At 41.6% G+C, this 24,254-nt stretch carries 21 protein-coding genes and 1 other RNA gene; 4 read left to right on the top strand and 18 right to left on the bottom strand.

Annotated elements, in window-relative coordinates; translation table 11 throughout:
• Nucleotide 1: 1 nt before the first annotated feature.
• The 5 genes from qoxA to FGG79_RS16110 form a co-directional block, all read right to left on the bottom strand.
• The gene (gene qoxA, locus FGG79_RS16130; RefSeq protein WP_346764082.1) at nt 2-1,018 is read right to left on the bottom strand and encodes a cytochrome aa3 quinol oxidase subunit II; all 1,017 of its coding nucleotides are present in this window, start codon (nt 1,016-1,018) and stop codon (nt 2-4) included.
• A 416-nt stretch (nt 1,019-1,434) separates the two neighbouring features.
• The gene (locus FGG79_RS16125) at nt 1,435-3,891 is read right to left on the bottom strand and encodes a heavy metal translocating P-type ATPase (RefSeq protein WP_138780187.1); all 2,457 of its coding nucleotides are present in this window, start codon (nt 3,889-3,891) and stop codon (nt 1,435-1,437) included.
• Between the two features lie 18 nt (nt 3,892-3,909).
• A complete protein-coding gene (locus FGG79_RS16120) occupies nt 3,910-4,125 on the bottom strand; it encodes a heavy-metal-associated domain-containing protein (RefSeq protein ID WP_138780185.1) in 216 nt (71 codons plus the stop codon).
• 23 nt (nt 4,126-4,148) lie between these two features.
• The gene (locus FGG79_RS16115; protein ID WP_138780183.1) at nt 4,149-4,610 is read right to left on the bottom strand and encodes a CopY/TcrY family copper transport repressor; all 462 of its coding nucleotides are present in this window, start codon (nt 4,608-4,610) and stop codon (nt 4,149-4,151) included.
• 251 nt (nt 4,611-4,861) lie between these two features.
• Entirely contained in the window at nt 4,862-5,425 is a 564-nt protein-coding gene (locus FGG79_RS16110) for a YdhK family protein (protein WP_138780181.1), read from the bottom strand.
• 218 nt (nt 5,426-5,643) lie between these two features.
• On the opposite strand from FGG79_RS16110, the gene FGG79_RS16105 reads away from it, so the two are divergent.
• From FGG79_RS16105 to FGG79_RS16095, 3 genes are read left to right on the top strand one after another with little or no spacing between them, the layout of a single operon-like run.
• Nucleotides 5,644-7,005 (top strand): sensor histidine kinase, encoded by a 1,362-nt coding sequence (locus FGG79_RS16105; RefSeq protein ID WP_138780179.1) that lies wholly within the window; start codon nt 5,644-5,646, stop codon nt 7,003-7,005.
• An 18-nt stretch (nt 7,006-7,023) separates the two neighbouring features.
• A complete protein-coding gene (locus FGG79_RS16100) occupies nt 7,024-7,710 on the top strand; it encodes a response regulator transcription factor (protein WP_138780176.1) in 687 nt (228 codons plus the stop codon).
• Nucleotides 7,711-7,729: 19 nt separating this feature from the next.
• Complete coding sequence (locus FGG79_RS16095) at nt 7,730-8,647, top strand: F510_1955 family glycosylhydrolase (protein WP_138780175.1); 918 nt, start codon at nt 7,730-7,732, stop codon at nt 8,645-8,647.
• A gap of 65 nt (nt 8,648-8,712) precedes the next feature.
• On the opposite strand, the gene FGG79_RS16090 is transcribed toward FGG79_RS16095, so the two are convergent.
• Nucleotides 8,713-9,039 carry a four-helix bundle copper-binding protein gene (locus FGG79_RS16090; protein ID WP_138780173.1) on the bottom strand — a complete coding sequence of 109 codons (327 nt, stop codon included), beginning with the start codon at nt 9,037-9,039 and terminating at the stop codon, nt 8,713-8,715.
• Nucleotides 9,040-9,273: 234 nt separating this feature from the next.
• A complete protein-coding gene (locus FGG79_RS16085) occupies nt 9,274-10,455 on the bottom strand; it encodes a permease (protein WP_205688832.1) in 1,182 nt (393 codons plus the stop codon).
• 360 nt (nt 10,456-10,815) lie between these two features.
• Between FGG79_RS16085 and FGG79_RS16080 the strand changes: the two genes are divergently transcribed.
• A complete protein-coding gene (locus tag FGG79_RS16080) occupies nt 10,816-11,223 on the top strand; it encodes an LAGLIDADG family homing endonuclease (protein WP_138780169.1) in 408 nt (135 codons plus the stop codon).
• Nucleotides 11,224-11,652: 429 nt separating this feature from the next.
• Here FGG79_RS16080 and ssrA read toward each other — a convergent pair.
• The 11 genes from ssrA to FGG79_RS16025 all read right to left on the bottom strand — a co-directional run bounded on the left by ssrA (nt 11,653) and on the right by FGG79_RS16025 (nt 24,112).
• Nucleotides 11,653-11,992: a transfer-messenger RNA gene (ssrA, locus tag FGG79_RS16075) on the bottom strand.
• Nucleotides 11,993-12,148: 156 nt separating this feature from the next.
• On the bottom strand, nt 12,149-12,619 hold the full coding sequence (gene smpB / locus FGG79_RS16070) for an SsrA-binding protein SmpB (protein WP_138780166.1): 471 nt from the start codon (nt 12,617-12,619) through the stop codon (nt 12,149-12,151).
• 121 nt (nt 12,620-12,740) lie between these two features.
• Nucleotides 12,741-15,083 (bottom strand): ribonuclease R, encoded by a 2,343-nt coding sequence (rnr, locus tag FGG79_RS16065; protein ID WP_138780164.1) that lies wholly within the window; start codon nt 15,081-15,083, stop codon nt 12,741-12,743.
• A 27-nt stretch (nt 15,084-15,110) separates the two neighbouring features.
• The gene (locus tag FGG79_RS16060; RefSeq protein WP_138780162.1) at nt 15,111-15,857 is read right to left on the bottom strand and encodes an alpha/beta hydrolase; all 747 of its coding nucleotides are present in this window, start codon (nt 15,855-15,857) and stop codon (nt 15,111-15,113) included.
• Between the two features lie 723 nt (nt 15,858-16,580).
• A complete protein-coding gene (gene secG / locus FGG79_RS16055) occupies nt 16,581-16,808 on the bottom strand; it encodes a preprotein translocase subunit SecG (protein ID WP_060672588.1) in 228 nt (75 codons plus the stop codon).
• Nucleotides 16,809-17,003: 195 nt separating this feature from the next.
• The gene (gene eno, locus FGG79_RS16050) at nt 17,004-18,296 is read right to left on the bottom strand and encodes a phosphopyruvate hydratase (protein WP_138780160.1); all 1,293 of its coding nucleotides are present in this window, start codon (nt 18,294-18,296) and stop codon (nt 17,004-17,006) included.
• 13 nt (nt 18,297-18,309) lie between these two features.
• Nucleotides 18,310-19,845, bottom strand: coding sequence for a 2,3-bisphosphoglycerate-independent phosphoglycerate mutase (gene gpmI / locus FGG79_RS16045; protein WP_138780158.1), 1,536 nt, complete (start codon nt 19,843-19,845; stop codon nt 18,310-18,312).
• Nucleotides 19,838-20,602 (bottom strand): triose-phosphate isomerase, encoded by a 765-nt coding sequence (gene tpiA / locus FGG79_RS16040; RefSeq protein ID WP_138780156.1) that lies wholly within the window; start codon nt 20,600-20,602, stop codon nt 19,838-19,840. Before tpiA ends, gpmI begins: the two co-directional genes overlap by 8 nt.
• A gap of 61 nt (nt 20,603-20,663) precedes the next feature.
• The gene (locus FGG79_RS16035) at nt 20,664-21,848 is read right to left on the bottom strand and encodes a phosphoglycerate kinase (protein ID WP_138780154.1); all 1,185 of its coding nucleotides are present in this window, start codon (nt 21,846-21,848) and stop codon (nt 20,664-20,666) included.
• 182 nt (nt 21,849-22,030) lie between these two features.
• Nucleotides 22,031-23,038: a type I glyceraldehyde-3-phosphate dehydrogenase gene (gap, locus tag FGG79_RS16030; RefSeq protein ID WP_060672583.1), complete on the bottom strand. Its 1,008-nt coding sequence runs from the start codon at nt 23,036-23,038 to the stop codon at nt 22,031-22,033.
• Nucleotides 23,039-23,092: 54 nt separating this feature from the next.
• The gene (locus FGG79_RS16025) at nt 23,093-24,112 is read right to left on the bottom strand and encodes a sugar-binding transcriptional regulator (protein WP_138780152.1); all 1,020 of its coding nucleotides are present in this window, start codon (nt 24,110-24,112) and stop codon (nt 23,093-23,095) included.
• Between the last annotated feature and the right edge of the window lie 142 nt (nt 24,113-24,254).

The raw sequence follows: 24,254 nt of genomic DNA, 5'->3' as shown, positions 1-24,254 counted from the left end.
CTTAGTGCTCATGACTATCATTATCTTCATCTTTATTCATCTTATCATCATGTTCCATATCTTTGTGACCATTCATATGATCGTTATCTTCCATTTCACCATGACCGTCCATGTCCATATTTCCATGAACCGACTTCGCATCTTTATCCGCACCACCTACAGTGGTATCAAGTCCGTATTTCTGACGTATCGCCATTCCATACTCGGAATTCTTGCCGTGGTCGACGAATGCTAGGTGAGTAGATGAAAATGTCATCTTATCAACCGTCTCTGGAAGCATCAGTTTTTCATATACATTTTCTGTTAATTTCGGCTGGTTTGTTTGTGACTCTTTTACCCAGCTTTCATACTTATCCTCTTTCAACGCAACAAAATCAAACGTTTGATGCGTCATACCTTCACCAGTGAAGTTTGAGTTTCTTCCATCATATGTTCCTGGTTCATCGGCCTGTAGATATAAATCATTGACCATGCCAGGCATCCCATAGATTTGACCACCAAGTTGTGGCACCCAGAATGATGCCATGGAATCTGCAGCCGTTACTTTAAACAAAATCGGATGATCCTCAGGGACATTTACGTAGTTTACCGTCTCGATTCCCTCTTCAGGGTAGCTGAAGATCCATTTCCAATCGACAGCCGTCGCATGAATGACGATTGGATCCTTATGAGAGGTAGCCTCTGGTGCGTCCCTTAATTCATAAAGAGCTTTTGTATTTGGGATTGATAATGCAATAACAATCAGGACAGGAATCAGTGTCCATATAATCTCAAGAAACGTACTTCCGTGCATATCCGGTTTGTAGTCACCATTCTTTTTACTGCTTCGATACTTGAATAATATAATCGTAAAGAAACCAAGAACGACAACCATAATGGCAAGCATATAGTATATCGACAGCATAATAAGATCTTTTTGGACAGCTCCAACCGGACCCTTAGGATCTAGAACGATTAACTCGCTATCAGTACTGAATATAATAATGAAAAATAAAGAAACCAGACTTATTAGGACAATTAAATACGGTTTAAATTTATTAAACAAAAGAAATCACCTTCCTTTATGTAGAATTTACTCTCGTAGACCTATACTATCAAATTCTCTAAACAGGTACCCTTAATAACTGCATGTTTAAACAGATTTTCGAAATTTAGACGCATTTTATTCACAGAACGGTAACAATGTTGGAAAGAATTTCTCTTAGGACCAAAAAACGCTCTCAACGTTATCCGAGAATAACGTTGAGAGCGTTTTATTAGTTGATAATTACGAAAACTATCACTCGACTTTTTATAGATATAGCTTATCACGAAAATTATTTTAGAATAACAATATTCATTAATAGTTTAAGGGATTCAAACATTATTACATCACTTTCCAAAGAATGTTCTTGATATTTAAAATCTTTTTCGTCTTCAGGCTAGTTATAAAAATTAACTCCCTGAAGGTTTGAAGCCTTTCAGACGAAGGGCGTTCAGCAGGACGGATACGGAACTGAAACTCATCGCTGCTCCTGCAATCATTGGGTTGAGTAAGGGGCCTCCGAACAGATACAGGATCCCCATGGCAATAGGAATACCGAGGATGTTATACCCAAAAGCCCAGAATAGGTTCTGCTTAATATTCCGGATGGTCGCTTTACTTAGCTCGACGGCTATCGGTACGTCCATGAGGTCACTTCTCATCAGGACGATGTCTGCAGACTCCATCGCCACATCCGTACCAGAACCGATGGCAATCCCGATATCTGCCTGGGCAAGGGCCGGGGCGTCATTGATTCCGTCTCCGACCATCGCCACTTTCCTGCCCTCTTCTTGAAGCTTCTTGACTTCATTTGCTTTGTCTTCCGGCAGTACTTCACTCAGCACGCGGTCAATCCCGACTTCCTTGGCGATCGCTTCTGCGGTCCGCTTGTTGTCTCCCGTGATCATCGCCACTTCAATCCCCATTCTGTGAAGCTTTTCAATGGCTTTGAAGCTTGTTTCTTTTACCGTATCGGCGACGGCAATGATACCCGCGATTTCTTCTTCCACCGCGATAAACATCGGTGTTTTCCCCTCGGCTGCAAGCCGGTCGGAGACTTTCGCGAGTTCACCGACTTCGACGTTATTTTCATCCATCAGCTTGCGGTTACCAAGGAGAAGATCGTCTCCTTCGACCGTCACTTCAATTCCCTGTCCTGTAATGGCATCAAAGAAGTCGGTCTTGCGGATAGTGAGTCCTCTCTCTTCCGCTTCCCTGACAATCGCTTCTCCCAGGGGATGTTCGGATCCCTTTTCAGCTGATGCGGCAAGGGTCAGTAGTTCTTCTTCGGACATGTCGCCTGACGTCACGATATCTGTCATGACAGGCTTTCCTTCTGTGATGGTCCCCGTTTTATCGAACACGATGGTGTCTACTTTATGTGTTGTTTCAAGGGCGCCTCCGCTTTTAATCAAGACGCCGTTTTCAGCACCCTTCCCAGTACCAACCATGATCGCTGTAGGTGTCGCAAGCCCCAAGGCACATGGGCAGGCGATGACGAGAATCGAAATGGCAATCGTAAAGGCAAAGAGTCCTGACTCCCCTGCAACATACCAGGCAAGACCAGATAGAATGGCAAGAACGATGACGATGGGGACAAAATAACCTGAAATGATATCCGCCATTTTGGCAATCGGGGCTTTTGATCCTTGGGCATCTTCAACGAGCTTGATGATTTGCGATAATGCCGTGTCCTTCCCGACCTTCGTAGCCTCGTATCGAATGGTACCGTTTTTATTGATACTTGCACCGATAATGACAGAACCCGGCGTCTTCTCAACAGGGATACTTTCACCGGTCAGCATCGCTTCATCGACGGATGTTTTTCCTTCTATCACTTCTCCGTCCACAGGAATCTTCTCACCAGGTTTGACGATGATGATGTCTCCGACTTCCACTTCTTCGATTGAGATTTCCACTTCTTCTCCATCTCTTACGACTGTGGCCGTTTTAGGGGCGAGGCCCATCAGTTTCTTGATCGCTTCAGACGTTTTCCCTTTCGAAAGAGCCTCGAAATACTTCCCTAATGTAATGAGGGTTAGAATGACAGCTGCCGATTCAAAATAGAGATCCTGGGCATAGTTTTCACTACCCGTTATAATCATAATGGTTGCGAACAAGCTGTAGAAGAACGCAGCACCTGTCCCGAGTGCCACCAATGAATCCATGTTAGGATGTCGTTTTGCCAATGTTTTAAACCCTACAGTAAAGAAAGGTTTCCCCATCATCATGACAGGAATCGTCAGTACGAGTTGCAGTAATGCAAATCCGGACGGGTTCACCATCGGATCGATGGCTTGTGGCAGCGGCATGCCGAACATATGCCCCATAGAAACGAGGAGCAAGGGCACCGTGAAGACAGCTGAAACCCAGAAGCGTTTCCACATGGTCTTGATGTGCTGCTCTTTCTTGTCTCTGTCTTCGTCCACTGAATCTTCTGCGTCGGTGTCCTCATGCGCTTCATATCCGGCATCGGAAACCGCATCCTTGATATCAGAAACCGATACAACAGCAGGATCGTACTCAATGACCATTTTCTCTGTCGCCATATTGACCGTCGATTCCTTAACGCCATCAAGCTTCCTTGTCGCCTTCTCTACAGACTGCACACAGGATGCACAGGTCATGCCCGTCACACTGAATGTCTTTTTCTCCATTTCTGTGACCGCTTTATAGCCTGCGTCATCGACGGCTTTCTTGATTTCTTCAAGGGATAGCTCATTTTCATCATAGGTTATATTTAATTTTTCCGTTGCGAGGTTTACGCTTGCTTGTTGAACACCAGCTAATTTCTTCGTTGCTTTCTCAACGGCCTGGGAACATGAGGCACAGGTCATCCCTTCGATGCTTAACGTTTTGTCCGTCATTGTGCCAACCACCTTTTATTATTTCGTTGGTTCTGTTTCGTATCCCGCATCCGTAACCGCTTTGCTCAAGCTGTCAGGTGATTGCTTGGTTTCGTCATACTTTACTTTTGCCGCTCCATTTTCCAGATCCACTTTTGCTTTTTCGACTCCGTCCAGTTCATTCAGAACCGTCTCTACTTTTTTCACACAATTTCCACAGGTCATTCCAGATACGTTTAATAATGTTTTTTCCATTGTTCAACACTCCTTGAGATTTTTTAATGTTGGCAGTCTATGCCGTGATCTTTTTTGCAAGTACACTGTCCAGGCACACAATTGCATGGAATGTGGTCGACAGCATCCTTTTTCTTGGTTTGTAATGCTTGCTGGAGCAGGGCAATATCATCATGACTCAGCGTAGCTTCTTCAATCAGGTCCGCGATCGTCCCTCCGACTGCCCGGCTGCATATATGAGCGAATAATCCTGACTTCAGTGTCTTCAGGCTTTCTTCTTCACTAACTCCTGCCCTGTAGATGAACCGGTTGCCGATTTTCTCGGTTGTCAGCATTCCTTTTTTGACCAGGCGCCCAATAAACGTTTTCGTCGTGGCCGGCTTCCACTCTTTCTTTTCCTGCAGGATAGAGCTTATATCCTTACTGGTCACTTCTTTAAGAGTCCAAACCACCCTCATGACCTCCCATTCGGAATCTGTAATTTCCGGTTTTTCTTCTTTGGGCAAGGTGATCATCTCCTTATCGTTTACGCTTGTAATCGTTTTATGCTTTTAGTTTACAACTGTAATCGATTATAGTCAACTTATTGAGCTGGATTTTTAATATAATGGACCTTTTTCCTTGTCACATGTTTTTTATTCTGTACCACTGGCGATATTCTATAAACTTCTTTAGCCACTGAATAGACTCGACAATTACGGGGTTAGTCAATAAAATGGATGATCCGCAGAAACACAGATCATCACTTTATTATTTATTATTCAACTGGCTCTAATTCGCTTTCAGTTACCCATTTATGATTCTTGACTTCATCTCCACCTGTAGTGGGCATGTAGTCTACCATATAGACAGTCATATCTTCTGCAGAATCAATCGTAGCTGCCGCCCCATTCATCCCTTTCATATGATCGGCATTTATGACAACCGCTTCACCAGGTTGATATGGTTGATCACTGAAATCTTTCAGCTCTTCATGAATGACCCATTTATGGTCTTCCACCTTTTCTCCACCCGTAGTTGGTGTATAAGTAACGGTATAGACAACTGTTTCATAAGCACCTGAAATGGTGGCTTTCGCATCCTTCATCCCTTCCATATGATCAACTTTAATGATTGCTTTGCTTCCTAGTTCATATTTGGGAGTTGATGCTTCTTTCAAGCCATCTGGTACATCTCCTGAACTAGAGTGATTCATTTCACCGTGTTCCATTTCTTCCGCCATCTCACCATCATGTTTGTTTTCAATATTTGAGCAAGCACCCAGTATGAGAAATAATGGTGTTAGGATGAAAAGGAACGATTTAATTCTATGTTTCATCATGGTAGTCCCTTCCTTTCGAGTAATATATCCATAATTTTATCCTGTAAAATTGCAGATTCTATGAAGAAAGTGTGTAAAAGTGTGATATTTTCATGACAAATGCTACGTGGAAGAATTCTTGTATGTGATGAAAACGCCTTAAACGTACCTTTGTGCATACTTTTTTCATATTTTCACGGTAAACTAGAGAAAGAAAATCCCAAAATGAGGTATCCACTATGAATAAAATTTCAACAAAGTTAGCTGCCTACTTTACGCTTGCGGTATTCATCATGGAAGGGCTATTGATGCTTTACCTCCATGACAATATTATTGATTCCAGGATACAAGAGGAGTTTCAATCAATTCTATCCCGAGGTAACAGCCATCGTGATGTACTGGAAGACCGTTATTCCAAAACGACCCTGCATCATATCGCCCTCATGGAATCCAAAACAGAAACGGAAGTCGTGATCACAGATAAGAATCATCACGTCATTATCAGCTCAAAGAAATTAACGGATGGAATGAGTGAATTAATAAATGACAGCCCCGAATCCTTCCCCCGTGAAGGAAGGGTCATCGAAGCAAACTGGAGGGACGTGAACTATTTAGCTACCGTTACATCTTTTAAAAAAGATGGCAATGAAGGATATGTTTATATGTTCAAGAGCGCCTCTCCATTACGGAATTTAATCAGTAAATTAAATGGACATTTTCTTTTGGCAGGAATTATGAGCCTCATAATATTGGCTTGTATCCATTTTCTGCTATCGAAAATGTTGACCCGTCCATTAATCAAAATGAAGCAGGCTACTGAGGAATTGAGTAAAGGAAACTTTGAGGTGAAGCTTCCTTTACTGGGGAAGGATGAGCTTGGGGATCTTTCCATTTCTATCCAAACATTAGCCAATGATTTAGAAACGATTCAAAATGACCGCAATGAATTTTTGGCCAATATTTCTCACGAGCTCAGAACACCTCTTACATACATCCAAGGGTATACGAATGTCGCACTTCGAAGTGACATTTTAGAGATTGAAAGGAAGGAACATTTAAAGATTATCCAAGAAGAATCTAAAACCCTTGTAAAATTAATCGAAAATTTATTTGATCTGGCGAAGATTGATGAAAACAATTTCTCTATTCATATGGAAACAATCGTCTCCACCCCATTTTTCCAGAAGATTGTCAGCAGATTCACTCCTGCTTTTAAAAGTCAGGGAATACACCTCGTCTTATCTATCAACGACGAATTTTCATTCCAGGCAGATCCTATACGTCTGGAACAAATCATCATGAACTTGTTAGATAATTCCCTGAAATACTCGAAAGCTAGTTCAACGACCACTGTCACCATTGAACAAAATGAGGCAGATAAAGTGGTCCTTACAATTCACGATCAAGGAATGGGCATTCCACCAGATGAGCTTCCTCTTGTATTTAACAGGCTGTATCGAGTAGAGAAATCACGTTCTAGGGAATTGGGTGGTTCGGGTCTAGGGTTAGCGATTGTGAAAGAATTGGTAGAAGCGCATGGTGGCTATATTTCTATTGAAAGTGAAGTGGGTAACGGAACATCGATTAAAATCATACTTTAATATTTGGAGGTTTGACTAGTGAATACGATTTTATTAATTGATGATGAATCAAGAATGTTAAATCTGTTAGAGCTTTACCTTACTCCTCACGGGTATCAATGCGAGAAGAAGAATAATGGTTATGACGCCATACAGTATATGAAAGATCATTCGATTGAATTGGTCATATTAGACATCATGATGCCAGAATTAAATGGTTGGCAGACATGTGAAAAAATCAGGGCGTTTTCACATGTCCCCATAATCATGTTAACAGCCAGGGGAGATAAAGATGATATCGTGAAAGGTTTAAACGTGGGAGCAGATGACTATATCACGAAACCGTTTGACGAAGAAGAACTTGTCGCACGGGTAAATGCCCTTTTCAGAAGAAATAAACGATTTGATCAGATAGAAGATGATCTCCACCTGAACAGGGGTTCATTCACGTTAGATGGGTATTCCTACACGTTAAAATATAAAAATGATATCCTGTCCCTCACGTTAAAAGAATATAGCATTCTCCATTCCTTAATGAAAAATACAGAGCGTGTTTACACTCGTGAACAACTCCTTCTAATGGTGTGGGATATCAATTCCAAAACCGATATCAGAACCGTTGATTCCCATATCCGCAACCTAAGAGATAAAATTAAAAGAGCCGGTTTCCCGATCGAAGACCACTTAAAGACCATTTGGGGCATCGGATACCAATGGAAAATTTAAATGGAAAGCAGGAGAAACGATGAAAAGGTTGAGATTGGTATCACTAATAACTTCTTTTGGGATCATAGCATCAGGGTGCTCTCAAGATACAAAATATACATTTACTGAAGCAAAAAATACGACTATCGACCACATTCATGGAATTGGATATCCAAACAATAAAGAAGAATTATTCATTGCCACTCATGATGGATTAATGAAATACAAAGATTCTACCTGGTACGAAGCGAATAGTCAAAAGCATGATTATATGGGATTTCAATCTTATAAAGATGGATTCTATTCCAGTGGACATCCCGAAGAAGGGTCAGATTTAGAAAACCCTCTGGGATTAGTCAAGAGTACTGATGGAGGCAAGTCATTGGACAAGTTGGCATTCTATGGAGAAACAGACTTCCATTATCTCGCAGCCGGCTACCAATCAAAGGTCATATATGCCCTTAATCAAGAGCCCAATTCGAAACTGGATACTGGACTCTATCGAACGATGGATGAGGGGAAAAATTGGGAAAAGAGCGATATGAAGGGATTCGATTCTACTTCGATCGGAAATATTGCCGTCCATCCTTCCAATAAAGAAATGCTGGCTATTTCCAGTAAGGATGGCGTATTTGTATCACAGGATAGTGGCGACTCCTTTAAAAAGGTGGATAATACTAAGGCTACAACAAGTATTTATTTAACTGAAAAGAAAGGGCTTTTCGCCAGTATTGAAGAAGGAAAAATACAATTATATGAGCTAAAGCTTAATTCAAATCAGATTCAGCCCTATCCTACTCCAGATTTATCTCAAAATAATCCAATTATGTACATTTCATCTAACCTTACTCATTCAGGTGAGTGGACAATCGTGACATACGACAATGATATATATACCACGACTGATAATGGCGGAACATGGGATGAAATTGTAGATGAAGGAAAGATAATGAAATAGGCTATTAGGAAACCATTACATTTAAAAAAAGTGGAGACAATCGAATTGCCACCACTTTTCTTTGTTTACGCTATTTTTTTACACTCTTCTGCACAATTGAAGCAAGCATCGGCACATTTTTGACAATGATCATGATCATGCTTCTTACATTCTTCTCCACATGTTTCACAAATCTTCGCACACACTTGGGCCAGTTCAGACGCAAATGGTGTTCCCCTTACTAGTGATTGTTCTAAGTATGCACAAATATCCGCACATTCACGATCTAACCTAATACACTCTTTCATCATGTTAATATCTTCTTCCTTTAGACAAGCATCGAAACAGTGATTACAAGCCTCCATACATTCGTGCAGTGCTTTGATCGCGGATTGGTACTTTTCGTGTGACATTTTATATTCCTCCTAGTATTTAAGTTATTGGTTACCTCATTACTATATCCAGTAATTCTACCAATAAACGGATAAATAACATTTTTATGAATGGTAGAAAGTATATTTTCATTTGCAAAGGTTGTGCATATTTTATGGGAATAAAGAATAATTTCAACTCTTTCTCTAAACTCTAAAACGCAATAATAATCGTCCAAAAGTGATGAAACAATCTTTATCGGGAAGTGAGAGATACTACATAATAAAAATGATTGTCCCTATCGCTAGATATAGTAAACACAAGTAAGTAAAAATGGTCTTAAACTTCGAATCCCCTTCCATCATCATCATCGGAACCTTCACATCCGACTCTTTAAATAATCTATTTAAATAGATGGACACACCAGCCACCATCACAAAGACGATATTCAGCCAGAACGTATAGTCTATTTTGAAAGGATTTTCGTTCATCACTTGCTTCGCATCCTCAGGAAGCAGCCCGATCGCTGTAAAACCATAATGCATCCCTAAAGCGGTTAAAATAATGGAGACATAAAATACGCCTGCAATGTAAAGGGCCGTTTTGAGTCCATAATATTTTTTATGAACGGCTATAATAGGCGGAACAACCAAATCTGAATAAATAAATGCCATGATGCCTGCGAATGCTACTCCACTTGAGGCTAATATCGTGGATATCGGAATATTCCCCATCGATCCAATAAAAGTAAGCATGGCAACCAGTGGACCTATGAGTGCGTTCTCCAATACCTTTAAGAACGAGTCAGGATGATCTGCGAGAAAGAAGCTTTTCCATGTGTCTTTTGATACAAACGTAGCCATCATGCCGGCAATCGTGAACCCAATCGTAATTTCCTTCCATACCATCTTCCAGTTCATGACGAATTCATGGCCGACTTGGAGCCAACCTTCTTTGGATCTTATCTTCTCTTTCCAATCAAATTCTTCGTTTTCTTCATCCCCATCATCCACATGTTCTCTCGCTTCTTCCACTAATTTTTTCGGGAAAGTGACTTTCACTAAAACCCACGTAATCAGTATGAGTGCGATACCGCCAATCATTTCCGCTACAACAAACTGCCAGCCGAGAAAGATGTAAATAAGGATCCCTAACTCTATCACCAAATTTGTTGATGCAAATAAAAAGGCAAGTGTAGGTATGAAATGGGCTCCTTTCTTAAATAAATTCCTTCCAGCAGCCAGTGCCGCAAAGGAACAAGAGGAACTGATCGCACCGAAAAGTGAGGATAATCCCACTGATTTCAAGCTAGGATTTCCCATGTACTTCACCATCTTATCCTTTTGGACAAATGCTTGGATCATAGAGCTAATCAAATAACCCAGGACAAATGCCCATCCCGATTTCCAAAAGTACCCCAGGGAGGTCTTGGCTGATTCCCCGATTAGATCTAACAAAAAAATCATCTCCTTTTATATTAGTGTTATAATACAATACCCAGAAAATGTGCAAATACAATGCAAAAATAAAAATAAGCGGGATATTCTAATTATCATCATCATTTTGAAATTATTTTGTTGAAAATTTGCTATCTTATACCCTTTTACTCTAATCCATAACGGGTTGATGGCCTTTCTTTTAATCTAGGAGAATTCTATTTTAGGAAACCATTTGCTTTATCTCACAATTCCTTCCTAAACCTAGCCTTAGAAACAACACTGTCTTTTTGAAGGACTTTTTTCAGGTTATTCATTAATATAAAGAAGGTATAGTTAACTAGGGACTGTCCGAATATTAACAATTAGGAGTTGTAAATGATGAAGGATTGGGAAGCAGCGTATTTAGCAGGGATTATTGATGGAGAAGGTTCTATAACATTAACTCGGTTGCATGAAAAAGAACATAGACGCCCATGTATCACTGTTGCCTCTACAGATCTTGAACTTTTGGAATACCTCAAAATGCTAACAAACGGACACATCACTAAAAAGAAAAACTACCACCCAGACCGTCACCAAAATTCATTTACACTATCTATAAAGACTAAAAAACAAGTTTTAGATACATTAAATTACACTCTTCCTTTTTTGAGAGTACAGAAAAAAAGAAAACGCGCTGCCTGGATCCTCAAACATTATGATCGTGTAACGATTAGAAATGGAAAGTACAGTGTAGATATGCTAAAACAAAAATTAGCTTTTGAGGATAAGTTTTTTGAATTTTAATCACTATTTATCAAAAGTATTTTCTTTTAAAACTCTAAATCCATACGAAAAAAAGCCATGTTTTGCATTACTGCAAATACATCGCTTTAATTTGAACAATTTTGTTACACAAAATAAAAAACCACCAAATATGTATTTGGTGGAGACGGTGGGACGTGCAATTCCATGCTTTCGACATGGCACTGACTATATCTTGAACCTTGTAGTTTTAGGTCCTTTGGCGTCTTATGCGAAATATATATTTATCTAAATTCAGATAGGATTCCGCATCCTAGTACTACCGAGTTTCGGCAGTCTATAAGTCGATACACGGCTGTTGGATTGCTCCACATACCGCTCGGCATTGCCATATCACACAATGTGTGACTTAGGTTTCACCGATAAAGCCAAATTTTCACTTACGTGTTACCACATAAGGCGACTATTAACTAATCGAACCCACGTCCAGAAACATCGCCACTTAAGCGTCTACGAGCGTAGTCGATATATTCGCAAGTTCGCTACAGCTTCTGCCTATCGACGGGCGTCCGTGTAGCTAGTCTGATTGATCTCTTCCTTTGTCCTCAGACGGTGGACTCCGGCGTAGCCTACTAAGAGTGAGTCCCTTACCCTACCACATAGGCGATGGAGGGAGGAACAGCTAAAGTGCTATTATGCAGCTAAAGCTAGGTTATTGTTAGTTTTGCCAGTTATATTGGCTTTGACGTTTTAACGTAGACGATCCCTACGGCTCGCGACCTAAGCTCGAACTATCCCTGTCGAATCCGTAACGTCCCCATGATAGAAAGGGAAGAACGGGAAAGAATAAGTTCAGCGTGTAAGTCACTTATTCAATTGTCCTTACAGTCGCAATATCATCGCGACATCTACTAGTATAACAAATCCAGAGATAATTGCAAATGCCATATTCCGGAAATCTGTAGCGTTACATTCCTTTTTGACGCTGAGCCAGTTCTCTTTGAATGGAACGGTTCGCTTCTTTTCGCTTCAGATCTTCCCGTTTATCATATTTCTTCTTACCACGAGCAAGACCGATCAGAAGCTTCGCCACACCATTCTTGATATACATCTTCAATGGTACGATGGAATACCCTGCTTCTTTGGAATCACCGATTAGCTTATTGATCTGTTTACGGTGAAGAAGCAACTTACGTGTTCTTAGTGGTTCGTGATTAAACCGATTTCCTTGCTCGTATGGGCTGATATGCATATTGTGTATGAATATTTCTCCATTTTGAACACGGGCAAAGGAATCCTTTAAGTTTACGCGGCCTCCTCGGATCGCTTTAATCTCTGTTCCTTGAAGCACAAGTCCTGCCTCATAGGTTTCTTCTACGGCATAGTCATGACGTGCCTTCTTATTTTGGGCAATAAGTTTGCCTTCTCCCTTTGGCATTGGAATCCCCCTAGTTACTTTCCATTCGTTTAGTTATTATTATCTCATATATTGAAGAAAAATTGTATTGGGACACTTGGAAAAGAAAAGGAGCAAAGGATGTCCCAATGCTCCTGATCTGTTATTTCTTCTTTTTACGCTTGCTCCTAGGTGCATTTTCAAAATGTTTTTTATTCGTTTTTTTCTTCTTGTTATTTTTAGGTGGGCGTGTTGACCACTCTCCATCCTTTTTACGGGATGATGATCGATTTGAATTCGACCGGTCTGATTTCCCCTTGTCGGACTGAACTGAGCGAACGCGACCTTCACGCTCCTTGCGATTATTCTTCATTCCTACGATTTCAAAATCGATGGCACGTTCATCTTTGTTGACACTCACGACACGAATCGTGATTTCGTCTCCAATCCGGAATACGTTAGCGGTTCTTTCCCCTATCATAGCAAGGTGACGCTCATCAAACCGGTAGTAATCATCGGTCATATAGCTCACATGGACAAGACCTTCAATGGTATTCGGCAATTCGACGAACAGTCCGAAATTCGTTACGGAACTGATGATCCCGTCGTATTCCTCGCCTACCTTATCTTCCATGTACTCTGCTTTTTTCAACTCATCGGTCTCACGCTCCGCATCCACTGCACGGCGCTCACGGCTTGACGTATGCTGTGCAATGTTGCCCATTTGGGCTCCCCACTTATCACGGGTGGCTTGATCAATCTTTCCTTCAATCAGGTAAGTTCTGATCAATCGGTGAACAATCAAGTCAGGGTAACGGCGAATCGGTGATGTGAAATGAGTATAGAACTCTGTGGCAAGTCCGAAGTGACCCAGGCTTTCAGGATCATATTTCGCCTGCTGCATGGAACGGAGCATCATCGTCGAAACGACCATTTCTTCCGGTTCTCCCTGAACATCTTCAACAATTTCCTGAAGCGCTCGAGGATGAATTGAATTGGATGTGCCTTTTACGATTAGGCCGAAATTTGTAATGAACTCAAAGAAACGTTGGAGCTTGTCTTCTTTCGGATCTTCATGGATACGATAAATAAACGGAACTTCCATCCAGTGAAAATGCTCTGCAACCGTCTCGTTAGCCACCAGCATGAACTCTTCAATCAACTTTTCTGCAACTGACCTTTCACGGAGGACGACTTCCGTAGGTGTGCCTTCTTCATCGACAAGCACTTTCGCTTCTTTGAAATCAAAATCGATAGCTCCTCGCTTCATCCGTTTCGTACGGAGAACCTGGGCTAAGTCTTCCATTTCCTCGAACATTGGCACCAATGGCTCATATTTCCCGCGGAGTTCTTCATCTTTATCGACAAGAATCTTGTTCACGTCTGAATACGTCATTCTTTCCGTCGTCTTAATGACACTTTGGAATATCTCGTGTTTGACTACTTCCCCTTCAGGTGAAATTTCCATATCACATGAAAGAGTTAAGCGATCCACTTGAGGATTCAAAGAACAAATCCCGTTAGACAGTCGATGGGGGATCATTGGAATCACACGGTCTACCAGGTAGACAGAGGTACCTCTGTCAAATGCTTCTTGATCGATAGGAGAGCTTTCAGTGACATAATGGGTGACGTCAGCAATATGTACCCCAAGCTTATAGTTTCCATTGTCGAGTTTCGTAACCGTCACGGCGTCATCCAGATCTTTTGCATCTGCCCCATCAATTGTAACGATCGTCTGGTTACGAAGATCTTTCCGGTTCGGAATTTCTGATTCATCGATTTCACTTGGTACGTTATTCGCCTGCTCCATTACTTCTTCCGGGAATTCAACGGTGATCCCGTGTTTATGGATGATGGATAGAATATCGACTCCCGGATCATTTTTATGACCAAGTATTTCGATGACCTCACCCTCTGCACTTTTGCGTCCTTCAGGATAGGAGGTTAATTTCACGACAACCTTATGTCCTTCGGTGGCACCCATTTGGGCTGACTTAGGGATAAAGATATCACTGGCAAACTTCTTATCATCCGGAATAACGAAGCCGAAATGTTTACTCTCAGTGAACGTACCAACCATTTGGTCTACTCCACGTTCTACTATGCGTACTACGGTTCCTTCTCGTCGTGAACCTGAAGAAGATGTAGAAACTCTCACTAATACAATATCACCATGCATGGCGTTATTTGTTTCATTCGGAGGGATGAAAATGTCATCCATTCCGGATTCTTCAGGTATCACAAACGCAAATCCTTTTGCATGTGCAGATATTTTCCCTCTTACCAGATTCATTTTCTCAGGCAGGCCGTAGCGATTGCTTCTTGTGCGCACAACCAACCCTTTCTCTTCCATTACGACAAGAGCCTTTACAAAATCCTTGAAGTTCGTAGATCCTTCAATTCCGAATGCTTCTTCTAACTCTTGTACCGTCAATGGCTTATATGCTTCTTCCTTCATGTAGGAAAGGAGCCTATCCACATGCTCTTTAATATTTTCGTCCATGATAATCCCTCCTGATCATCGAATTCATCAAACCGTCCAATCCAATTTCTCTAAGAAATCGTAGACGTCTTCATGAAGCTGTTCTTTTTCTTTATCTAATGTAATGACATGACCAGACTCTTCGTACCACTTAATCTCTTTATCGTCGGACTCAACGTTATCATAAATGATATTCGCAGAATCCGTATTGATCATATGGTCATGTCTTGCCTGTACCACAAACGTCGGTGAATAGATCATGTCCACGTTTTCACGGACATCCGCAATCAATTTTTGCAGGGCCTGCAATGTATTCATCGGTGTTTTCTTGAACTCTTCTATTTCTTTTTCAATTTGCTCTTCTTGTTTTCCTTCAAATTTCTTAAATTCACGGGCGTAGTCTACTACCCCTTTATACATGATTTCTTCACTTTTTATATACATAGGCGCACACATAGGGACAATACCCTTTACAGGTACAGTGTAACCTAATTTAAGAGAAAATACCCCTCCCAGCGAGAGCCCGGCTACAGCGATCTCTTCGTATCCCTTACTCTTTAAATGCTCATAGCCGTCCATGACATCCTGCCACCAATCAACAGGTCCAGTATGGACTAATTCTTCAGGTGGGACACCATGTCCTTTATAGTGAGGGGCATGGGTTGAATAGCCTTTCTTCTCAAGGAAACGTCCGAGCATCCGGACGTCAGCTGAGTTCCCAGTGAATCCGTGCAGCAAAAGAACGGCACGTGGGCCTGCTTCAAATGTAAATGGTTTGGGTAATACAGTTTTCATATCTAGTGACTCCTTTAGCTCATTTTAAACAAACGTTTGATTAACTAGTAGAAAGCTCAATTTAACGGGCTCAATCATGTTAAACAGTTGTTTAAATGTTTTTGGTATGTATTCGGATTTTCATTGTTTTTTGGTTAAACAAACGTTTGATTAGGAACTAAGAAGCTTGATAACATAGGCTTCTTTCTATTAAACGATCGTTTAGTTCACTCTTCATCTTTATTTTTAGCAAACATTGGTCAGACAATCCAATATTTCGCTTGAAAATGTTTGGTTAAAGACTGTTTTTGCAAAGGTTGTTGCAATTAATCTTCACTTAGCACTCACTTAATTGAATCGTTATTCTGACATATTTGAATCCCCTGAAAGGAAGGGTTCTTCTGATTTTGTACAGATTATCTTCAATTTTTACTTGATTTTGATATAAATAAGTTAAACCTGTTCCATTTTCAGCTGACATATCTCCCCTAATGATCCACATGAAGACTTTATAAAGGTCCACACTCTTTTATGAGCCGGTTTTCAATCTTTTTGAGCCTTTTGTCGAAAAATAGATATTGGTAAACAGCATATTCAGTTTCTCACCCCTATTATTAATGAGCTAGAGAAGAAAGAAACTGTCGATTTTGCTAATCCATAACCGCAGCTCTTTAAATGGTTGAAGAAAGCAGGAATCTATTTAAATAAAAAAACCTGACCTTAATGATCAGGTTTTTGTCCGTATTAGATAGCTACGATAGCAATGGTTAGTACGAAGAATAGTACTGATAATACGATTGTGATTCTGTGAAGTACTAAGTCAATACCACGCGCTTTTTGTTTTCCGAAAAGTTGTTCTGCACCACCAGAGATGGCCCCTGAAAGTCCAGCACTTTTACCTGATTGAAGTAATACAAGAGCAATAAGTGCAATGGATACGATAATAAGTAAAGTGACGAGTATTGTGTGCATGAGTCCCACCTCCTGATACGAACATAACATTACTACTAGTTTACCATAGGAAAGATGGAGTGGACAAGGTAATATTGTTTGAATTGTGGAAAGAGTTGGATGGAGATTGGAATGTTCTGAGTCCAAAGCGCAGCATGGACATCGTTAGATAAAAAACAGCCCCGTCTAAAGACGGGGCTGCCTAATCATTACATATTAGCGATTTACGTTATAGAATGTTTTCGCGCCAAGATATTGAGCTGTGTGAGCCAATTGGTCTTCGATGCGAAGTAGTTGGTTGTATTTCGCTACGCGGTCTGTGCGTGATGGAGCACCTGTCTTGATTTGACCAGCGTTTGTTGCTACAGCAATGTCAGCGATTGTGCTGTCTTCTGTTTCACCAGAACGGTGAGAGATGACTGCTGTGTAACCAGCGCGTTTCGCCATTTCAATTGCGTCGAATGTTTCAGTCAGTGTACCGATTTGGTTCACTTTGATCAGGATCGAGTTACCGATTCCTTGCTCGATACCTTGAGAAAGCTTAGTCGTATTCGTAACGAATAAGTCGTCCCCTACTAATTGAACTTTCGTACCGATACGATCAGTTAGAAGTTTGAAACCATCCCAGTCGTTTTCGTCAAGACCGTCTTCGATCGAGATGATTGGATATTTATTGCACATTTCTTCGTACCAATCAACCATTTCTGCTGAAGTACGAACAACGCCTTCTCCAGAAAGATGATATTTACCGTCTTCTTTGTTGTAGATTTCAGACGCTGCAACGTCCATTGCAAGAAGAACTTCTTCGCCTGGCTTGTATCCAGCATTTTCGATTGCTTCGATGATTGTTGAAAGTGCTTCTTCATTCGATTTAAGGTTTGGAGCGAATCCACCTTCATCACCAACAGCCGTGTTATAACCTTTTTCTTTAAGAACTGATTTCAGGCTATGGAAGATTTCAGCACCCATACGAAGGCCTTCTTTGAATGTAGGAGCACCTACAGGCATAACCATGAATTCCTGGATGTCTACGTTATTGTCAGCGTGCTCTCCACCGTTAACGATGTTCATCATTGGTACTGGAAGCTGTTTCGCGTTGAATCCACCAAGGTATTGGTATAATTCTACTCCGAAGAAGTCAGCAGCTGCACGTGCAACAGCCATGGATACACCAAGGATTGCATTGGCACCAAGTTTCCCTTTATTTTCTGTACCGTCAAGAGCGATCATTGCTTGGTCGATTGCTACTTGCTCAGTAATGTCGTAACCGATAAGTTCTTCAGCGATTTCATTGTTTACGTTATCGACTGCTTTTTGTACCCCTTTACCAAGGTAGCGGTCTTTGTCACCGTCACGAAGTTCAACTGCTTCGTATTCACCAGTTGATGCTCCAGATGGAACAAGCGCGCGTCCGAAAGCACCAGATTGTGTATAAACTTCTACTTCGATTGTTGGGTTTCCGCGTGAATCCAATACTTCACGTGCGTATACGTCTGTTATAAATGGCATTTAGAATCTCTCCTTAGTTTTTAATTAATGATTTTCCAGTCATTTCTTCTGGTTGATTAACATTCAATAAATCTAACATTGTTGGGGCCAGGTCACCGAGTTTCCCGCCGTCACGAAGCTCAATTCCTTCTTTTGTCACGATGACAGGAACTGGGTTCGTTGTGTGGGCTGTCATAGGCTTACCTTCTTCAGTCAGTACTTCATCCGCATTCCCATGGTCCGCTGTAATGATGGCTGAACCACCTTTTTCGGTGATAAGGTCAATGATCTTCCCAAGACATTCATCCACCGTTTCAATTGCTTTAATCGTTGGCTCAAGCATGCCTGAGTGACCAACCATATCCGGGTTTGCAAAGTTCAGGATAATCGCATCCTGACGATCTTCGCGAATCTCTTCCAGTAAAGCATCCGTCACTTCATACGCACTCATTTCAGGCTTCAAGTCATACGTTGCCACTTTAGGAGAATCGATCAGAATCCGTTTCTCACCCGGGAATTCCTCTTCACGTCCACCACTCATAAAGAAGGTGACATGAGGATATTTTTCCGTTTCGGCAATGCGTAATTGTTTCAGTCCATTTTGTGAAAGGACTTCTCCAAGAGTGTTATCAAGGTTTGTTGGTTTGAAGGCAACAAATCCATCAACTGTTTCACTGAATCGTGTTAAGCACACAAAGTGAAGGTCTTTCGGGAATTTGTCCCCGCGATCGAATGATCGGAAATCTGCATTCGCGAATGTATTCGAGATCTGGATAGCACGGTCCGGACGGAAGTTATAGAAGATAACAGCATCTTCATCTTGAATCGTTGCAACCGGCTCCCCGTTTTCCTTCGTGATCACAGACGGAAGTACGAATTCATCGTAGATTCCTTTTTCATATGAATCGTTTACGAGTTCAATCGGGTCATTGTAGCTTGGACCTTCTCCATACACCATTGCACGGTAGGATTTTTCCACACGTTCCCAACGCTTATCACGGTCCATTGAGTAATAACGCCCGGATATCGTAGCGAACTGACCTACTCCGATTTCTTTCATTTTTGCTTCAGCATTTTCAATATATTTCTTCGCCGTTTGAGGGCCGACGTCTCGACCGTCAAGGAAGGCGTGGACGTAGACATCTTTCATTCCTTCTCTGGCCGCTAAACCAAGTAAGGCATAAAGATGCTCGATATGGCTGTGCACTCCGCCATCCGAAAGCAGTCCGAAGATATGAAGGTTCGTGCCTTTTTCCTTCGCGTGATTGATGGCATCAAGGAAAGTGGTATTCTGTTCGAATTCACCTTCACGGATTGCCAGGTTCACACGTGTTAAGCTTTGGTACACGATGCGTCCTGCACCGATATTTAAATGACCTACTTCAGAGTTCCCCATCTGACCTGGGGGAAGCCCTACAGCTTCGCCACTTGCTGTCAGTTGATTGTGAGGGTACTGATTCCACAGGCGATCAAAGTTCGGTTTGTTTGCTTGGGCCACAGCATTCCCTTCTGTTGTGTTACGGCAAGCAAAACCATCTAAGATGATTAACGCTACTGGTGACTTACTCATTGCTACTTGCTCCCTCTAACAACTGCAAGAAACTTTGTGGTTCAAGGCTAGCTCCACCTACAAGGGCACCATCGATATCTGATTGAGCCATGTATTCTTTTATGTTAGCTGGTTTTACACTACCGCCGTATTGAATTCTTACTGTCTCTGCTACTGTCTCAGAAAATTCTCCTGCAACAACTTGACGAATATGAGCACATACTTCGTTCGCATCTTCAGCTGTAGACGATTTACCTGTTCCGATTGCCCAGATTGGTTCGTAGGCAATAACCGTTTGTTTCACTTGATCTTCTGTCAGACCTGCAAGTGCTTTTTTCACTTGATTTCCGACAAGATCCTTTGTTTCATTGTTTTCACGTTGATCGAGCGTCTCTCCAACACAAACGATCGGCGTCAATCCATGTTTGAAAGCAGCAAGAGTCTTTTTGTTCACTGACTCGTCTGTTTCATTAAACATTTCACGGCGCTCTGAGTGTCCAAGGATGACATATTGTACGCCTAAGTCAGTAAGGGCTACAGGACTAACTTCCCCTGTGAACGCTCCATTTTCTTCAAAGTGCATGTTTTGAGCACCAATTGCCACTTTTGAATCCTTTGTTAAACTCACTAGGCTTTCTAAAAATAGGGCTGGTGAACAAATAACGGAATCGACAACCTCTTGACCAGGTACAAGTCCTTGCACTTCTTCAGTAAAGGCTTTTGCTTCTGATAATGTTTTGTTCATTTTCCAGTTACCTGCAATAATCGGTTTACGCATTATACTCATCCTTTCTGTTTTCTATCGGTTTGTTCAAAAATGTTGGTCTTTGACAAAGCGATTACTTATCGTTAAGAGCGACTACTCCAGGAAGTTCTTTTCCTTCCATGAACTCGAGTGATGCTCCACCACCCGTAGAAATATGACTCATCTTGTCAGCATATCCGAATTTCTCAACGGCTGCTGCAGAGTCACCGCCACCGATAACAGAATATGTATCTGTTGCATCGGCTAACGCCTCTGCTACGGCTTTCGTTCCATTTGCAAATGTTTCTAATTCGAATACACCCATCGGCCCGTTCCAAATTACTAGCTTAGAGCTTTTGATCGTGTCTTGGAATAGAGCTCTCGTCTTCGGTCCAATATCAAGGGCTTCCCAATCAGAAGGAATTGAATCAATATCCACTTCCTTTGTATTTGCATCATTTGAGAAGTCATCAGCAACGACTACATCAACAGGCATAAGGAATTTAACGCCTTTGTCTTCTGCTTTTTTCATGAATTGCTTCGCTAAATCAATTTTATCTTCTTCAAGAAGGGATTTTCCTACTTCATGGCCTTGGGCTTTCACGAATGTGTAAGCAAGTCCCCCACCAATAATCAGGTTGTCCACTTTATCTAATAGGTGGTCGATGACACCAATTTTATCCTTCACCTTTGCTCCACCAACGATGGCTGTGAAAGGGCGTTCCGGATTGGAAAGCGCTTTTCCTAAAACATCAAGCTCCTTTTCCATTAGAAGGCCAGAAACGGCAGGAAGGTGCTTCGCAATTCCTTCAGTTGAAGCATGTGCACGGTGTGCAGCACCGAATGCGTCGTTCACATAAAGATCAGCAAGCGCTGCAAATTCTTTTGAAAGCTCAGGATCATTCTTGGTTTCACCAGGATAGAAGCGAACGTTTTCTAATACAAGGACGTCGCCTTCAGCCATGTCGCTGATCTTGGATTGAACAGCTTCACCATATGCTTCATCTGCTTTAGCTACATTTTTCCCAAGAAGGTCGGAAAGTCTTTCAGCTACTGGTGTTAAGCGGAGTTCTTCTACCACTTCACCTTTAGGACGGCCTAAGTGACTCGCTAAAATGACCTTAGCACCGCCATCTACTAAATACTTGATAGTAGGGAGAGCAGCTTGAATACGAGTTTCATCTGTAATTTTGCCTTCAGACATTGGTACGTTGAAGTCTACACGACAAAATACGCGTTTTCCTCTTACATCGACATCTTTGATCGATTTTTTGTTCATCGTAAAAGGCCTCCTTTAGTTTCTTAATTTCTACATCTTTTTCAAATAAATAGAAATACAACAAGAAAAGGGAGAGGGGAATCTTCCCCGCTCCCCTTCAACACATCTTCATTATAGATGGTGGGACAAAATTTATCCATCAATCACCATGCTAATGATGTCAATTTACAAAACTTTATAAATTAAAGTCCTTTTGAAGCGATATAACCTGCAAGATCAACTACACGGTTAGAGTATCCGCTCTCGTTATCATACCAAGAGATTACTTTTACCATGTTATCTTCTAGAACCATAGTAGAAAGTGCATCGATTGTAGAAGAAGCAGGGCTACCGTTGTAATCAGTCGATACTAAAGGCTCTTCGCTGTATGCAAGAATTCCTTTAAGATCGCCTTCAGAAGCTTCTTTGAAAGCCGCATTAATGTCTTCAGCTGTTACGTTCTTGTCAAGTTCAGCAACTAAGTCTACTAGTGAAACGTTTGGAGTTGGAACACGTACCGCTCCACCGTTTAGTTTCCCTTTAAGTTCAGGAAGAACTAGAGATACAGCTTTCGCAGCACCTGTCGTTGTCGGAATCATGTTCTCAGCAGCTGCACGAGCACGACGGTAATCTTTATGTGGTAAGTCTAAGATTTGTTGGTCGTTTGTGTAAGAATGGATTGTTGTCATCATTCCACGTTTGATTCCGAATTTATCGTTAAGTACTTTCGCGAATGGCGCTAAGCAGTTTGTTGTACAAGATGCGTTTGAGATAACATCGTGGCTAGCCGCGTCATATTTATCTTCGTTAACACCCATAACGACTGTGATATCTTCATCTGATGCAGGAGCAGAGATGATTACTTTCTTCGCACCAGCTTCGATGTGTTTCGCAGCGTCAGCACGCTTTGTGAAACGTCCAGTAGATTCAACAACGATATCTACACCAAGATCTCCCCAACCAAGTTGAGCAGGATCGCGCTCTGCTAATACTTTGATTTTCTTACCGCCAACTACAAGGTAGTCACCGTCAACAGTTACTTTCTCTTGAAGAGTTCCGTGAACTGTATCATATTGTAAAAGGTGAGCAAGCATGTTTGCATCAGTTAAGTCATTAACTGCTACTACCTCTACGTCATTATTTTTAAGCGCAGCACGGAATACGTTACGTCCGATACGTCCAAATCCATTAATACCAATTTTTGTTGCCATGAATAATTTCCTCCTTTAGATGTTAAGGATGATTTTTTTATATTTCAAAAGGGCTTACCCTTTTAAAAGCTCTCTCGCTGCTCCCTCATCCGTGATAAGTACGGTTTTCGGTGGAGCACTTTTCATATACGCCCGAATCGCTTTCGCTTTCGAGCTGCCGCCTGCGACGGCAATGACGTTCTCGATATGACTTAAATCCTCTAATTGCAGACCGATCGTCGGCACCTTATGTACCACTTCACCCGCTTCGTTAAAATAATAACCAAACGCTTCTCCGACTGCATGACCATCTGTGATCTTTTCAAAGTCTTGATCAGTGGTTTTTCGCCTTTCAGCCATTGTGATAGCATCTCCAATTCCATGGAGAACCATGTTTGCCGATTTGATCAGATTCAGAACTTCTTTAATCATCGGTTCCTTCAAGAAGGACTTATATACTTCTTTACTAACCTGATCGGGCACATATAAAACACGATGACGCGTTTTTGTATGCTCAGCCATCTTGGCACATATCGTATTGGCCTGGTTTTTAACGTCTTCTCCAATTCCACCCCGTGCAGGAACAAACAAGGTATCATCGGATAAATCAGGTGTCAGCATCTCTGCTACAGCGGCCATCGTCGAGCCTCCAGTCACAGCGATGATAGTATTTCCTTTCAGGCGACGTTTCATACTAGAAGCTGATGCACGTCCTAATTCTTCTTTTACCCAAGGAGACTCATCACTATTCCCAGGAACGATTACAATTTGATGAAGATTTAGTAAAGATTTTAATTCCTGTTCCATTGCGTTGATTCCTGAAATCTCTCTCATCATGCTTTCAAGCTTTTCTAGAAGCTGAATACCCTCTTTCGTCATGATCATGCCAGAGGTTTTGATATCAATGAGATCTTGATTATTCAGGAACTCCACTTCGCTTCTCAGTACGCGTTCAGTCAGGCCCATATTCTGGGCAAGACTTCTGCGTCCGACAGGCTGCATGAACCGGATAGAACGAAGAATTTGATGCCTTTTTTGCATAACTTCAAGCAGGTCAGGTAATAATCGCTTTTGTATGTCAATGAAAGATTCCATAGTTAAAAGCTCCTTCAAATGAAGTGCGTGGGTATGATGGACTTTAAAAGTCCCACATAGACATATTATGTCCCACCAGCTCCAAAAAAATTCATCCCTGCTTTCAAAGTTCATTTTATCAGGGTATGAATCGTAATACAAC

It is taken from the genome of Bacillus sp. BHET2 (assembly GCF_005938125.1).
GTDB lineage: Bacteria > Bacillota > Bacilli > Bacillales > Bacillaceae_B > Rossellomorea.
The sequence above is the reverse complement of the archived record's forward strand: the minus strand, read 5'-3'. Positions and strand labels throughout refer to the sequence as shown.

Excerpts from the sequence above, each read along its gene's own strand:
- smpB (WP_138780166.1), bottom strand. The coding sequence starts at position 12,619 with ATGCCAAAGGGAGAAGGCAAACTTATTGCCCAAAATAAGAAGGCACGT.
- tpiA (WP_138780156.1), bottom strand. The coding sequence starts at position 20,602 with ATGCGTAAACCGATTATTGCAGGTAACTGGAAAATGAACAAAACATTA.
- FGG79_RS16095 (WP_138780175.1), top strand. The coding sequence starts at position 7,730 with ATGAAAAGGTTGAGATTGGTATCACTAATAACTTCTTTTGGGATCATA.
- FGG79_RS16080 (WP_138780169.1), top strand. The coding sequence starts at position 10,816 with ATGAAGGATTGGGAAGCAGCGTATTTAGCAGGGATTATTGATGGAGAA.
- FGG79_RS16125 (WP_138780187.1), bottom strand. The coding sequence starts at position 3,891 with ATGACGGACAAAACGTTAAGCATCGAAGGGATGACCTGTGCCTCATGT.
- FGG79_RS16090 (WP_138780173.1), bottom strand. The coding sequence starts at position 9,039 with ATGTCACACGAAAAGTACCAATCCGCGATCAAAGCACTGCACGAATGT.
- gpmI (WP_138780158.1), bottom strand. The coding sequence starts at position 19,845 with ATGAGTAAGTCACCAGTAGCGTTAATCATCTTAGATGGTTTTGCTTGC.
- secG (WP_060672588.1), bottom strand. The coding sequence starts at position 16,808 with ATGCACACAATACTCGTCACTTTACTTATTATCGTATCCATTGCACTT.
- rnr (WP_138780164.1), bottom strand. The coding sequence starts at position 15,083 with ATGGACGAAAATATTAAAGAGCATGTGGATAGGCTCCTTTCCTACATG.
- FGG79_RS16025 (WP_138780152.1), bottom strand. The coding sequence starts at position 24,112 with ATGGAATCTTTCATTGACATACAAAAGCGATTATTACCTGACCTGCTT.
- eno (WP_138780160.1), bottom strand. The coding sequence starts at position 18,296 with ATGCCATTTATAACAGACGTATACGCACGTGAAGTATTGGATTCACGC.
- FGG79_RS16035 (WP_138780154.1), bottom strand. The coding sequence starts at position 21,848 with ATGAACAAAAAATCGATCAAAGATGTCGATGTAAGAGGAAAACGCGTA.
- FGG79_RS16120 (WP_138780185.1), bottom strand. The coding sequence starts at position 4,125 with ATGGAAAAAACATTATTAAACGTATCTGGAATGACCTGTGGAAATTGT.
- FGG79_RS16105 (WP_138780179.1), top strand. The coding sequence starts at position 5,644 with ATGAATAAAATTTCAACAAAGTTAGCTGCCTACTTTACGCTTGCGGTA.
- FGG79_RS16060 (WP_138780162.1), bottom strand. The coding sequence starts at position 15,857 with ATGAAAACTGTATTACCCAAACCATTTACATTTGAAGCAGGCCCACGT.
- gap (WP_060672583.1), bottom strand. The coding sequence starts at position 23,038 with ATGGCAACAAAAATTGGTATTAATGGATTTGGACGTATCGGACGTAAC.
- FGG79_RS16110 (WP_138780181.1), bottom strand. The coding sequence starts at position 5,425 with ATGATGAAACATAGAATTAAATCGTTCCTTTTCATCCTAACACCATTA.